The following is a 14027-nucleotide window of genomic DNA, read 5'->3' on the forward strand; positions in this document are numbered from 1 at the left end:
ACACAGGCATGGCCAGCAACAACAACGACGGCAACGAGGCGATGGAAGAGGCCGCCGACCGCTACAACGTGCCCGCGCTGGAGCGCGGACTGCGCGTGCTGTGCGAGTTCAGCCGCGAAAGCCGCACGCTTTCGGCGCCCGAACTGGCGCGCCGCTTCGACCTGCCGCGCTCCACCGTCTTCCGCCTGCTCACCACGCTGGAGAACATGGGCTTTCTCGAGCGCACCGAGGGCGGGCGCGACTACCGCCTGGGCCTGGCTGTGCTGCGCCTGGGCTTCGAATACCTGGCCTCGCTGGAGCTCACCCAGCTCGGCACGCCGCTGCTCAACCGGCTGTGCGACGAGCTGCGCACGCCCTGCAACCTGGTGGTGCGCGACGGCCGCTCCATCGTCTACGTGGCCAAGGTGGCGCCGCCCACGCCCTTCGCCAGCTCGGTCACCGTGGGCACGCGGCTGCCGGCCCATGCCACGGTGCTGGGCCGCATCCTGCTCGAAGACCTCACGCTGCCGCAGCTGCGCGCCCTCTATCCGGAAGACAAGCTCGAAACCTTCTCGCCGAGCACGCCCAAGACCGTGAACGAGCTCTTCGACATGGTGCAGGCCGACCGCCAGCGCGGCTACGTGCTGGGCGAGGGCTTCTTCGAATCGAACATCTCCAGCATCGCCGCGCCGGTGCGCGACCACAGCGGCCACATCGTGGCGGCGCTGGGCGCCACCGTCACCGCCAGCCACATCGAGGAGAGCCGCATCGACGAGATGGTGCAGCGCGTGCGCGGCACCGCCGACGAGATCTCCGGCCTGCTCAATTACTCGCCCACGCGCACCGCCAACGTGGTGCCGCTGCGCTCAGCCTGACACCGGGACCATGACAACCCCAGCTCTTCCTTCCTCCTTCTTCGCCGCCGATGCGCTGGCCGGCCGCGTGGCCGTGGTCACGGGCGGCTCGTCGGGCATCGGCCTGGCCACCGTCGAGTTGCTGCTGGGCTGCGGCTCCGCGGTCGCGCTGTGCGGCCGCAATGTCGAGCGGCTCGATGGCGCCGTGGCCGGCCTGCGTGCGCAGTTCACCGGCGCGAAGCTCTTCGCGCAGACCTGCGATGTGCTCGACGCCGCCTCGGTTCGCTCCTTCGCCGCTGCCAGCGAAGCCGCGCTCGGCCCGGCCTCGATGCTGGTCAACAACGCGGGGCAGGGCCGGGTCTCGACCTTCGCGGACACCGACGACAAAGCCTGGACCGAAGAGCTGAACCTGAAATTCTTCTCGGTCATCAACCCCACGCGCGCCTTCCTGCCGCAACTCGCGGCGCAACGCGCCGCGCTGGGCGATGCCTCCATCGTCTGCGCCAACTCGCTGCTGGCGCGCCAGCCCGAGCCGCACATGGTTGCCACCTCGGCCGCGCGCGCCGGGCTGCTGAACCTGGTGCGTTCCATGGCCACCGAGTTCGCGCCGCAGGGCGTGCGCGTCAACGGCATCCTGATCGGCCTCGTGGAGTCGGGCCAGTGGCGCCGCCGCTTCGAGGCGCGCGAAGACAAGTCGCTCGACTGGGCCGCATGGAGCGGCCAGCTCGCGAAGAACAAACACATCCCGCTGGGTCGCCTGGGGCTTCCGACCGAAGCCGCGCGGGCGATCCTTTTCCTGGCTTCACCCCTCGCGTCGTACACGACGGGCAGCCACATCGACATTTCCGGAGGCCTGTCACGCCATGCATAACCCCAACAACACCGTCACCGTCGGCGCCGTCGTCGCCGCTTTCCTCGAACAGTGCGGCGTCAAGGCGGCCTTCGGCGTGATCTCGATCCACAACATGCCGATCCTCGACGCCTTCGCGCAGCGCGGCACGGTGCGTTTCATCTCGGCGCGCGGAGAGGCCGGCGCGGGCAACATGGCCGACGCCTACGCACGTTCCACCGCCAGCCTGGGCGTGTGCATCACCAGCACCGGGCCCGCCGCAGGCAACATCGCGGGCAGCATGGTCGAGGCCCTGACAGCCGGCGCGCCTGTGCTGCACATCACCGGCCAGATCGAGACGCCGTACCTCGACAAGGGCATGTCTTACATCCACGAGGCGCCCGACCAGCTCACGATGCTCAAGGCCGTGTCGAAGGCCGCGCTGCGCGTGCGCAGCGTCGAGACGGTGCTTGGCACGCTCAAGCGCGCGGTGCAGCTCGCGCTGACGGCGCCGACCGGCCCGGTCAGCGTCGAGATCCCGATCGACATCCAGTCGGCGCTGACCACGATGCCGGCCGACCTGTCGCCGCTGCCCATCGAGCGCCCCGTGCCGTCGGCCGCCGCGCTCGACGCGCTGGCCGCGCGCCTCGCCGTTGCCAGGCGCCCGATGCTGTGGGTCGGCGGCGGTGCCCGCCATGCCCGCGCCGCCATCCAGCGCCTGCAGAAACTCGGCTTCGGTGTCGTCACCACGACGCAGGGCCGCGGCACGGTGCCCGAGGACGACGCCGGTTCGCTCGGCGCCTACAACATCCAGAAGCCGGTCGAGGCCCTCTACCAGACCTGCGACGCGATGCTCGTGGTCGGTTCGCGCCTGCGCGGCAATGAAACGCTCAAGTACGAACTGAAACTGCCCCGCCCGCTGTACCGCATCGACGTCGACGCCGCCGCCGAAGGCCGCTGCTACGCGTCCGAAGCCTTCGTCTGCGGCGACTCCGCGCTGGCCCTCGAAGGCCTGGCCGACCGCCTCGAAGCCGCCAGTTACAAGGCCGACCCGCAACTGCTGGTCGACCTGCGCGCCGCGCACGACCAGGCGGTTGCGGCGCTGCGCGACGGCCTCGGCCCTTACGCCGAACTCGTGCGCCAGCTCCAGTCGGCGGCCGGCCGCAACTTCAACTGGGTGCGCGACGTGACCGTCTCCAACAGCACCTGGGGCAATCGCGAGCTGCGCGTCTTCGAACCGAGCGCGGGCGTGCACGCCACGGGCGGCGGCATCGGCCAGGGCATGCCGATGGCCATCGGCGCGGCCATCGGCGCGGCGGTGACGGGCTCGGGCCGCAAGACCTTCTGCCTGGCCGGCGACGGCGGCTTCATCCTGAACCTGGGCGAGCTGGCCTGCATGGTGCAGGAGAAGGCGCCCATGGTGATCGTGCTCATGAACGACAAGAGCTACGGCGTCATCAAGAACATCCAGGACGCGCAATACGGCGGGCGCCAGTGCTACGCCGAGCTGCACACGCCCGACTACGACCTGCTGTGCAAGTCGATCGCGCTGCCGCATGCCCGCGTGCAGGACCTGGCCGACCTGCCCGCACGCATCGGCGAGGCGCTAGCGGGCGAAGGTCCGTTCCTGCTGGAGATCGACATGCTCTCGATCGGCAGCTTCAAGACCACCTTCGCCGGCCCGCCGACCAATACGGTCACGCAGATCCCGGCGCTCGGCACGGTGGGCAAGTGAGCGAAGGCCGTTCCATGCCCACGCCCACGCGCATCGCACTCATCGGCTGCGGAGCCATCGGCACCTCGGTGCTGCAACTGCTCCACGGCGATCCCGCGCTGAAGGTGGTGGCTGTCGTCGTGCCCGCCGACGCCATCGCCGCCGCGCAGAAGGCTGCACCCGACGCGCAGGTAGGCAGCGCCTTGCCCGCCGACGGCATCGACCTCGTGGTCGAGACGGCCGGCCATGCCGCCATCGAGCAGCATGTGCTGCCGGCGCTGGCACGCGGCACGCCCTGCGTGGTCGCGTCGGTCGGTGCGCTGTCGGCCACCGGCCTTGCGGAGAAGCTCGAAGCCGCGGCGGTTGCCGGCAGGACGCAGGTGCAGCTGATTCCCGGCGCCATCGGCGCCATCGACGCGCTGGCTGCCGCCCGCATCGGTGGCCTCGACAGCGTGCGCTACACAGGCCGCAAGCCGCCGCAGGCGTGGAAGGGCACGCCGGCCGAACAGGGACGCGACCTCGGCGCGCTGGCGTGCGAAACCGTGATCTTCGAAGGCAGCGCGCGCGAAGCGGCCTTGCTCTATCCGAAGAACGCCAACGTGGCCGCCACCGTCTCGCTCGCGGGGCTGGGGCTCGACCGCACGATGGTGCGGCTCATTGCCGACCCCGCCACCGCCGAGAACGTTCACACCGTCGAAGCCGAGGGCGCCTTCGGCAGCTTCGAGCTGACCATGCGCAACAAGCCGCTCGCGGCCAACCCCAAGACCTCCGCGCTCACCGTCTACAGCGCCGTGCGCGCGCTGCGCAACCGCGTGGCCGCGCTCGCCATCTGAGCCCGACATTCCATGATTTCTTCCGAACTCCTTCCGATCTGCATCGCCGGCGAATGGCGCCTGGGCGGCGGCGACATCTACGAAAGCCTCTACCCGGCCACCGGCGAGCCCATCGCGCGCCTGCGGGCCGCGAGCCTGGCCGACGTCGAGGAAGCCATTGCCGGCGCCGATCGCGCATTCCGCACCAGCGGCTGGGCCCAGCGCCTGCCGCACGAGCGCGCGGCCGCGCTGCACCGCGTGGCGCAGCTGATCCGCGAAGAGAGCGAATCGCTCGCGCAGAAGCAGCGCCTGGACAACGGCAAGCCGATCAACGAAACCCGCAACCTGGTGGCGAGCGCCGCCGGTACCTTCCAGTTCTTCGCCGCCGCGCTGGAGACACTGGAGGAAACCATCACGCCGTCGCGCGGCGCCTTCGTGACCATGAGCGTGCACGAGCCCATGGGCGTGGTCGCCGCCATCACGCCGTGGAACTCGCCCATCGCCAGCGAGGCGCAGAAGCTGGCGCCCGCGCTGGCGGCAGGCAACGCGGTGGTCGTGAAGCCCGCCGAAGTCACGCCGCTGATGGCGCTGGAGCTGGCCCGCATCTGCGAGAAGGCCGGCGTGCCCAGGGGCATCGTCAGCGTGCTGCCGGGCAGGGGCTCGGTGATCGGCGACGCGATCACCAAGCATCCGCTGGTCAAGCGTGTGTCGTTCACCGGCGGCACCACCACCGGCAAGCACATCGCCCACATCGCGGCCGACAAGATGATGCCGGTGTCGCTGGAGCTCGGCGGCAAGTCGCCGACCATGGTGCTGGACGACGCCGACCTCGACCACGCGGTCAACGGCGTGCTCTACGGCATCTTCAGCTCGTCGGGCGAGTCGTGCATCGCGGGCTCACGCCTCTTCGTGGCGCGGAGCATCTACGACGAGTTCCTCACGCGGCTGGCCGAAGGCGCCAATGCGCTGCGCGTGGGCGATCCGGCATCGGAGCGCACACAGATGGGCCCGCTGATCACGGCGAAACACCGCGAGGGCATCGAGCGCTACGTGGAGCTGGGCGTGTCCGAAGGCGGCAGGATTCGCACGGGCGGCGTACGCCCGCATGGCGACGGCTATGACCGGGGCTACTTCTACAAGCCGACCATCCTCGAAGGCCTGAGCAACGGCGCCCGCATCAGCCAGGAGGAAATCTTCGGCCCGGTGCTGGTGGCCATGCCCTTCGACAGCGAGGAAGAGCTGATCGCGCAGGCCAACGACAGCGTCTATGCGCTGGCTGCCGGCGTGTGGAGCCGCGACTTCAAGCGCGCCTGGAAGCTGGGCCGCGCGGTGCAGGCCGGCACGGTCTGGGTCAACACCTACAAGCAGTTCTCCGTGTCCACGCCCTTCGGTGGCTGGCGCGACAGCGGCCTGGGCCGCGAGAAGGGCCGCGAAGGCATCTTCCAGTACATGGAGCAGAAGAGCATGTACTGGGGCACCAACGAACAGCCGCTCCCCTGGGCGAACTGAAGAGGACCGCACCATGAGCGTACTTGGCATCGACCAGATCACCTACGGCGCGGACGACCTGCCCGCCTGCCGCCAGTTCTTCCAGGACTGGGGCCTTTCGCTGAAGTCGGAGGCCGCCGACGAACTCGTCTTCGAATGCCTCAACGGCTGCAAGGTGGTGGTCGCCGCGCTGGACAAGCCGGGCCTGCCGCCCGCGATGGAAGAGGGTCCGACGCTGCGCGAAGTGGTGTGGGGCGTGGAAAGCGAGGCGGACCTCGCCCGCTACGCCGACGCCATCGCGCAAGACCCGGGCTTCTTCGACACCACGGTGGACGGCGCGCGTCGTATCGGCTGCATCGATCCCAGCGGCCTGGCAGTGCGCCTGCAGGTCGGCCGCAAGCATGCAGTGCAGGTGGAGTGCGGCGCCATGAACACCTGGAACGCCAAGCCGCGCGTCAACCAAGCCGCGCCGATCTACGAGCGCGCCGTGCCCATCGAGGTCGGCCACGTCGTGTTCTTCGTGAGCGACGTGAAGGCCACCAGCGCCTTCTACGCCGATCGCTTCGGATTCGTGGCCTCCGACAGCTACCCCAACCGCGGCGCCTTCATGCGCTGCGCGGCCGAGGGCGGTCACCACGACCTGTTCCTGCTGCAGATTCCCTCGGGCAAGCGTGGGCTGAACCATGTGGCCTTCACCGTGCGCGACATCCACGAGGTGTTCGGCGGCGGGCTGCACTTCTCGCGCTGCGGCTGGGAAACCCAGCTCGGCCCGGGCCGCCACCCGGTGTCGTCCGCCTACTTCTGGTACTTCAAGAACCCGGCGGGCGGCCTCATCGAGTACTACGCCGACGAAGACCAGCTCACCGCCGACTGGCAGCCGCGCGAGTTCGAGCCGGGCCCCACGGTCTTCGCCGAATGGGCGGTGGACGGCGGCCTCGACGGCAACACCCGCCGCCAGAAGAACGCGGAAGGTCCCAAGGGCGCCTTCCTGACCGAAAAGAAATGAACTCCTCGACTCCCATGCAACGACGTTTTTCCTTCTCCGTCCTGTTCGCCGCACTCACGGCCTTCACGCTCGCCGCGCCCGTGCACGCGCAGCAGAGCGAGGCCCAGAAGCAGCTCTCCAGCGAGCGCTTCACCATCATCTCGCCGTTCCCGCCGGGCGGCCCTGTCGACACGCTGGCCCGCGTGCTCTCCGACGGCCTGGCCAAGCGTTACGGCCAAGCGGCGGTGGTCGACAACCAGGTGGGCGCGGCCGGCAACATCGGCATGGAGAAGGTCAAGCGCGCCAAGGGCGACGGCCACACGCTGCTGGTGATCCCGGCGGGCAACGTCACCATCAACCCGACGCTGATGCCCAACTTCCCCTTCGACATGGCGAAGGACTTCGTGCCCGTCACCATGCTCGCGAAGGCGCCCAACGTGCTGGTGGCCTCGCCCGAATCGGGCATCAGGAATGCGAAGGACCTGGTGGCGCAGGCCAAGGCCAAGCCCGGCACGCTCTCGTATGCCTCGCCCGGCGTGGGCAGCGGCCTGCACCTGGCGGGCGAACTCTTCAAGCAGCAGGCCGGCATCGACATGCTGCACGTGCCCTACAAGGGCACGGCGCCTGCGCTCAACGACGTGCTCGGCGGCACCGTGCCGCTGATGTTCAGCAACCTGCCGGCGACGCTGCCCTTCCTGAAGAACGGCAAGCTGGTGGCCATCGGCGTGACCGAGGCCAAGCGCAGCGCGGCGGCGCCGGAGATTCCGACGCTGGCGGAGCAGGGCATCCAGGGCGTGACCGTGACCTCGTGGTACGGCCTCATGGCGCCCAAGGGCACGCCGCCGGCGGTTGTCGAGCAACTCGCCAAGGACGCGGCCGAGATGCTGTCGAAGCCCGATGTGCGCGAGCGCCTGAAGCTGCAGGGCATGACCGACGCGGCCATGAAGCCGGCCGAGTTCGCCACCTACATCCGCGATGAGACGGCGGTGTGGGCCAAGATCATCAAGGCCCGCAACATCGTCGCCGAGTGAGCCGGCGCAGGAACGAAGGCAAAGTCTCATGAAGACCACCAGCGAATCCACCATCGGCATCGTCGGCGCGGGCATCGGCGGGCTCGTCGCGGCCATCGCGCTGCGGCGCGCAGGCCACGACGTGGTCGTGTTCGAGCAGGCGAAGCAGTTCGCCCGCGTCGGCGCCGACATCAACCTCACGCCCAACGCCGTGCGCGCGCTCGACGGCCTCGGCGTGGGCGAGGCGGCCCGCGTGACGGCGGCGCGTCCCTCGCACCGCATCAGCCGCACCTACGACACCGGCGAGGAAACCTCGCGCCTGGAGATGGCCGAGACCGCCGAGCAGCGCTACGGCGCGCCGCAGCTCACCATCCACCGCGCCGACCTGCTGGCGGCGCTGGCCGGCATGTTCCCGGTGGAGCAGGTCGCGCTCGGCAAACGCGCCGAGAAGATCGCGGCCGATGAGAAGGGCGTGAGCCTTTCGTTCGCGGATGGCACCGAGGCGCGCGTCGGCGCGCTGATCGGCGCCGACGGCATCCACTCCTGCGTGCGCACGGCGATGTTCGGCGCCGAGAGCCCGCGCTTCACCGGCATCGTGGCGTACCGCGCCGTGGTGCCCGCCGAGCGCGTGGCCGGCGTGCCCAACCTCGGCGCCTTCACCAAGTGGTGGGGGCCGAATCCGCAGAGCCAGATCGTCACCTTCCCGCTGAACCGGGGCAAGGACATCTTCATCTTCGCCACCACGCCGCAGGACAGCTGGCACCTGGAGTCGTGGACCGCGCCGGGCAGCGTCGACGAGCTGCGCGAGCAGTACGTGGCCTACCACCCCGAGGCGCGCGCGCTGCTCGACGCCTGCGACACGGTGCTGAAAACCGCGCTGTACGAGCGCGACCCGATGCCCGCCTGGACGCGAGGCCGCATGGCGCTGCTGGGCGACGCCGCGCACCCGATGCTGCCCTTCATGGCGCAGGGCGCGGGCATGGCCATCGAAGATGCCGTGGTGCTGTCGCGCCACCTCGACGGCGTGGCGATGGCCGACCTGCCGGCCGCGCTGCAGGGCTTCGAGACCGCCCGCATCGAGCGCGCCAGCCAGGTGCAGCTCGGCTCGCGCGGCAACAACTGGCTGCGCGAAGGCGGCAACGCCGACTGGGTCTACGGCTACGACGCCTGGGCCGCGCCGCTCGCGACACCGGCCATGGCCGCCGTAGCAGCAGCAACAGCAGCCTGATTCTTCATTTCACCTCGCCCCACGGAGGCACACGATGCAAACCCAAGACCGCTACCTGCAACCGCACCAGGCGCGCCGTCGCCCCGCGACCACCTACGAAGACCTGCTGGGCGACGTGATCGAGCGCGCCTTCGCAGATGGCATCCACGACCTGCCGGGGCTGGTGCAGCGCCTGAACGACAGCGGCCTCGCCACGCCGGGCGGCCAGCAGTGGACCGAAGAGCTCTACCGCAAGGAAATGGCCGCGCTGGCTGCCTGAGAGGGAAAAGGAACATCATGACCATCGCCATCCACCCCGTTCCCGCGGACCCGGTCGACCATCTGCTCGAGATCGGCCTGAAGGACCTCTGGTATCCGATCTGCCCCTCGGATTTCATCAAGGAGAACCCCGTCTCCCTGCGCCGCCTCGGCCGCAAGCTTGCGCTGTGGCGCGACGGCGAGGGTGTGCTGCATGCGCTGGAAGACCGCTGCCCGCACCGCGGCGCGCCGCTGTCGCAGGGCGTGGTGCTGGGCGACCGGCTCTCGTGCCCGTATCACGGCGTGGAAGTGCGCCACGATGGCGTGGTCACGCGCGTGCCCGGCAGCCCCGGCTGCAAGCTCGAAGGCTCGAAGGCCACGATGCACTTCCATGTGCAGGAGCGCGCGGGCGCCGTGTTCATCTACAACTCGAAGGAGCCGGTGGACGTGCCGCCGCCGCTGGTGCTGCCCGAGCAGCTCACCGACGATGGCGAGTACAGCAACTTCCTCTGCTACACCGAGTGGAAGGGCGACTACCGCTACGTGCTCGACAACGTGATGGACCCGATGCACGGCACCTACCTGCACAAGCAGTCGCACTCGATGGCCGAGGGCGATTCGAGCGCGAAGTTCGGCATCCGCCAGACCGACATCGGCTTCGTGTTCGAGAAGGAAGGCCAGCGCAACGTCAACTTCGACTGGACCGAGTGGGCCGACACCGGCATCCACTGGATGCGCCTCGAAATCCCGTACCCGAAGACCGGCGGCCCCGGCGGCAACTTCATCATCATCGGCGCCTTCTCGCCCATCGTGAAGGGCATGACGGCCACCTTCTTCTGGCGCGTGCGCAAGCTGCAGCCGGGCTGGCAGCGCGACACCTGGCGCTTTCTCTACCGCAACCGCCTGGAGGCGCGCCACTGGCACGTGCTGGAGCAGGACCGCGTGATGCTGGAAGAGATGGAGCCCGACGCCAACCAGCACGAGAACCTGTACCAGCACGACCTGGGCATCGTTCGCCTGCGCCGCCACATGCGCAATCTGGCGGTCGCACAGCTCGCTGAAACGAGCGAGGCCGCGGCGGCCTGACAGGGGAGAGAACTTCGCCATGTCTTCTCCAACGCTCAACGCCCTCGTGCACACCATGCGCTACGAGGCCGACGGCATCGTGAGCGTCGAGTTCCGGCCGGCCACGCCCGAGGTGGATTTCCCTGCCTTCGAGGCCGGCTCCCACATCGACCTGCACCTGCCCAACGGGCTGGTGCGCAGCTACTCGCTGTGCAACCCATCGAGCGACCGCCAGCGCTACGTGGTGGGCGTGCTCAACGACCGCAAGAGCCGTGGCGGCTCGCGCTACGTGCACCAGCAGCTGCGCGTGGGCATGACGCTGCCCATCTCGGCCCCGCGCAACAACTTCAAGCTGGAAGAGGGCGCGGAGCGCTCGGTGCTCGTGGCCGGCGGCATCGGCGTGACGCCCATCTGGTGCATGCTGCAACGGCTGGTGGCCATCGGCAAGCCGGTCGAGATCGTCTACTGCGCCCGCACCCGCAAGGAAGCAGCCTTCTGCGAGGCCATCGAGGCGCTCGCCAAAGAGAAGTCGGTGCAGCTCACCTGGCACTTCGACGACGAGAAGGGCGCGCCGCCCAGGCTGGCCGAACTGCTGTCGGGCAAGGGTGCTTCGAGCCACTACTACTGCTGCGGGCCCACGCCCATGCTCGATGCCTTCGAGAAGAGCTGCGAGCAACTGGGCTATGCCAACGCGCACATCGAGCGCTTCGCCGCCGTGCAGGTGGAATCGGGCGCCGCCTCACAGGCCTGCGTGGTGGAGTGCGCCAAAAGCGGCAGGAGCGTCGAGGTGCCGGCGGGCAAGTCGATTCTCGACAGCCTGATCGACGCCGGACTCAACCCCGACCACAGCTGCAAGGAAGGCGTGTGCGGCGCCTGCGAGACGGCGGTGCTCGAGGGCGATATCGACCACCACGACGGCATCCTCACCAAGATCGAACGTGCGTCCAACAAGACCATGATGATCTGCGTCTCTCGCTGCAAGGGCGAGCGGCTGGTGCTCGACATCTGAACAGGGCCGAAGGCCGACAGAAGAAAACTACCCGAGACAACTCAATGAAAAAGTACCTGATCGCGCTGGCTGCGGCCAGCGGGGCTGGCGCAGCGCTGGCCCAATCTTCCCTCACCCTCTTCGGCGTGGTCGATGCAGCCGTCACCTACACCAAGGGAAGTGGTGCCGGGTCGGCCCACAAGACGCAGCTGACCAACAGCGGCAACATGTTCAGCCGCCTGGGCTTTCGCGGCACCGAGGACCTGGGAGGCGGCTACTCCGCCAACTTCTGGCTGGAGATGGGCCTGCAGAACGACAGCGCGCAGGGCTTTCCCTCGAACACCAACAACCAGGCCAGCGGCAACGGGCCGGCGGGCGTGCTGAGCTTCAACCGCCGCTCCACCGTGAGCCTGGCCGGTCCCTTCGGCGAAGTGCGACTGGGCCGCGACTACGTGCCGGCCTTCTGGAACACGGCCATCTTCGATCCCTTCGGCACGGGCGGCGGCATCGGCGCCAACCAGATCTACTTCTCGGGCCTGGGCGGCCTCGTCGCGCCCACCGGAACGCGCGCATCCAACAGCATCGGCTACCTGCTGCCTGCCAGCCTCGGCGGTTTCTATGGGCAGGTGATGTACGCCATGGGCGAGAACGACTCCAACTCGGTGCTGCCGGGCACGCTGGTGTCGAACAAGCACGACGGCGACCACACTGGCGCGCGCTTCGGCTACCAGGGCGGCGGCCTCAACATCGCGCTGGCCACAGGCCGCACGCGCTATGCGAGCGGCGACCTGCGCGTGACCAACCTCGGCGCCTCCTACACCTTCGATGCCTCGCTCATGAACCTCAAGCTCACGAGCGAGCTGTACAAGGAGTCGAAGGGCACCACCGATGCCAAGGGCGTGCTGGTCGGCTTCCAGCTGCCCATCGGGCCCGGCGAGATCAAGGCCTCGTATGCGCGCTACCGGCTGGAGCCGGCGGGCGCGCTGCTGAAGGCCACCTCGGCGAAGCTGGCCATCGGCTACGTGCACAACCTCTCCAGGCGAACGGCGCTGTACGCAACCATCGCGCGCATCAGCAACAGCAACGGTGCGTCGCAGGCGCTCTCGGGCGCGATCACCGCGCCGAACCGTGCCTCCAGCGGCACCGAGTTCGGCATGCGCCACATGTTCTAGGCGCGCGCGCCTCATCACCTTCACCCCGGCAGGAACGGCCATGCACAGCAGCAGAAACGACAGCAACAGCGGCAAGAACGACAGGAGCCTTCGTTGGTACGGCGTCATCACGCTGTTCGTGATCGTCGCCATCTCCTACGTGGATCGCATCAACATCGCGGTGCTGATCACCGACGCGGCCTTCCTGAACCACGTGGGCCTCGCGGCCACCGACCGGGTGAGCCAGGGCTTCCTGGCGACGGCCTTCATGCTGGGCTACGGCGTGTCGGCCTTCGTGCTCACACCGTTCTGCTCGGCACTCTTCGGTGTGCGGCGCAGCCTGGTCTACGGGCTGATCCTCTGGGGCGTGGTGACATGGGCCTCGCCGATGTTCCACAGCTACGGCCTGCTGCTGGCCTCGCGCGTGCTGCTGGGCGTGTCGGAGGGGCCGCTCTTCTCGCTGGCCTCGGCGTACATCAAGGCGCACTTCCGCAGCGACGAGAACGGCAAGCCCAACGCCTTCGTCAACATGGGCACGGGGCTGGGGCTGGCCATCGGCTATCCCCTGGTGGGCTGGCTGCTCACGCAGTTCGCGTGGGACAGCTCCTTCCACGTGCTCGGCGTGCTGAACATCGTGCTGGGCATTCCGCTGGTGCTGGCCTTCGTGCGCATGCCGGCGGGACATGGCGATGGCGTGAAGCCGTCGTCCTTCGGCGAGGCGATGTCGCGCGTGGGCGGCATCGTGAAGGGCGCGCTGCAGACGCGGCACCTGTTCCTCATCACGCTGCTGACCTCGGCGGCGCTGGCCTACCTCTGGGGCAGCAGCAACTGGCTGCCGACCTACCTGCGCGAGGCGCGCGGCTTCTCGATGCGCGAGATGGGCTGGCTGGCCTCGCTGCCGCAGTACGCCACCGTGCTCGCGGTGTTCGTGGGCGGCGTGCTGATCGACAAGGCGGGGCGTGAGCGCGTGCCCCTCATCTTCATGGGCGCGAGCGTGGGCGTGGCGCTGTCGGTGCTGATGGCCATCAATGCGCAAGACCCGTATGCGGCGGCGTGCTGTCTGGTGGCGGCCAACTTCTTCTGGGGCCTGCAGAGTCCCGCCATTCCGAGCACGGTGCAGTACTGCTCGCGGCCCGAGCACACGGCCAGTGCCTTCGGCGTGACCAACGGCGTGGGCAGCCTCGTGGCGGGCTTCATGCCGGCGCTGATGGGCGGCGTGATCGGCGCGATGTCGCATGGCGTGGGCGCCAGTCCCGCTGCATCGGCGGCTTCGTCGGCCTCCGGTTTCTTCGCTGGCTTCGCATTGCTCATCGGCACGCAGATCGTGGTGTTCGGCTGCGGCTTCATGCTGTGGCTGCGCGACCGCTCGCACGGCGCGCACACAGTCTCTGGTTCACAGCTTTCATAGGCTTTTCGAAGGCTTGTACCTTCGTACTGTGGCCGTCGCGTCACAGTGTCGTGTGCCGTTTTCCGTCATCTGCGTGAGCAGGTGTTTCGGCGGCTGAACCATCTTCGTATTGCATGGCATGCACCGCATGCCATGACGCCATTCGGCCTATGGCGCGCGAACATTTTGAGAAAGAAAAGTTCCGCGATTCGTTGAGTGCGCAGCGTCCATCAGCTACAACTGCGTGACATCAATGGACGAGGGAATGCGCGTGAAATCAACGACAAGAGCCGCAGCAAG

Annotated in this window: 13 protein-coding genes; all 13 read left to right on the plus strand. The window is 68.6% G+C overall.

All coding sequences use genetic code 11. The features are described from left to right. Positions 1-8: 8 nt before the first annotated feature. The 13 genes from AC1VNX_RS14875 to AC1VNX_RS14935 are packed head-to-tail and all read left to right on the plus strand — an operon-like array spanning position 9 to position 13748. Entirely contained in the window at positions 9-854 is an 846-nt protein-coding gene (locus AC1VNX_RS14875; protein ID WP_483157382.1) for an IclR family transcriptional regulator, read from the plus strand. Between the two features lie 10 nt (positions 855-864). Then, positions 865-1704 (plus strand): SDR family oxidoreductase, encoded by an 840-nt coding sequence (locus AC1VNX_RS14880; protein ID WP_483157383.1) that lies wholly within the window; start codon positions 865-867, stop codon positions 1702-1704. Further along, positions 1697-3397, plus strand: a complete 1701-nt coding sequence (locus tag AC1VNX_RS14885; RefSeq protein ID WP_483157384.1) for a thiamine pyrophosphate-binding protein — start codon at positions 1697-1699, stop codon at positions 3395-3397. The genes AC1VNX_RS14880 and AC1VNX_RS14885 overlap by 8 nt, the downstream gene beginning before the upstream one ends. Before the next feature lie 14 nt (positions 3398-3411). Then, positions 3412-4209 carry an aspartate dehydrogenase gene (locus AC1VNX_RS14890; RefSeq protein WP_483157385.1) on the plus strand — a complete coding sequence of 266 codons (798 nt, stop codon included), beginning with the start codon at positions 3412-3414 and terminating at the stop codon, positions 4207-4209. 12 nt (positions 4210-4221) lie between these two features. Continuing rightward, positions 4222-5697 (plus strand): aldehyde dehydrogenase, encoded by a 1476-nt coding sequence (locus AC1VNX_RS14895; RefSeq protein ID WP_483157386.1) that lies wholly within the window; start codon positions 4222-4224, stop codon positions 5695-5697. Positions 5698-5710: 13 nt separating this feature from the next. Beyond that, positions 5711-6682, plus strand: coding sequence for a VOC family protein (locus tag AC1VNX_RS14900; RefSeq protein WP_483157387.1), 972 nt, complete (start codon positions 5711-5713; stop codon positions 6680-6682). A 14-nt stretch (positions 6683-6696) separates the two neighbouring features. Then, complete coding sequence (locus AC1VNX_RS14905; protein WP_483157388.1) at positions 6697-7692, plus strand: Bug family tripartite tricarboxylate transporter substrate binding protein; 996 nt, start codon at positions 6697-6699, stop codon at positions 7690-7692. Positions 7693-7720: 28 nt separating this feature from the next. Continuing rightward, the gene (locus tag AC1VNX_RS14910; RefSeq protein WP_483157389.1) at positions 7721-8899 is read left to right on the plus strand and encodes an FAD-dependent monooxygenase; all 1179 of its coding nucleotides are present in this window, start codon (positions 7721-7723) and stop codon (positions 8897-8899) included. 34 nt (positions 8900-8933) lie between these two features. Next, positions 8934-9158, plus strand: a complete 225-nt coding sequence (locus AC1VNX_RS14915) for a recombinase-like helix-turn-helix domain-containing protein (protein ID WP_019652127.1) — start codon at positions 8934-8936, stop codon at positions 9156-9158. A 17-nt stretch (positions 9159-9175) separates the two neighbouring features. Further along, positions 9176-10222 carry a Rieske 2Fe-2S domain-containing protein gene (locus tag AC1VNX_RS14920; protein WP_483157390.1) on the plus strand — a complete coding sequence of 349 codons (1047 nt, stop codon included), beginning with the start codon at positions 9176-9178 and terminating at the stop codon, positions 10220-10222. 19 nt (positions 10223-10241) lie between these two features. Next, positions 10242-11210 (plus strand): PDR/VanB family oxidoreductase, encoded by a 969-nt coding sequence (locus AC1VNX_RS14925; RefSeq protein ID WP_483157391.1) that lies wholly within the window; start codon positions 10242-10244, stop codon positions 11208-11210. Positions 11211-11254: 44 nt separating this feature from the next. Then, positions 11255-12361 (plus strand): porin, encoded by a 1107-nt coding sequence (locus tag AC1VNX_RS14930; RefSeq protein ID WP_483157392.1) that lies wholly within the window; start codon positions 11255-11257, stop codon positions 12359-12361. A gap of 40 nt (positions 12362-12401) precedes the next feature. Beyond that, a complete protein-coding gene (locus AC1VNX_RS14935) occupies positions 12402-13748 on the plus strand; it encodes an MFS transporter (RefSeq protein WP_483157393.1) in 1347 nt (448 codons plus the stop codon). The last annotated feature ends 279 nt before the right edge of the window (positions 13749-14027 follow it).

Source organism: Variovorax sp. TLI9-5A (assembly GCF_056867935.1).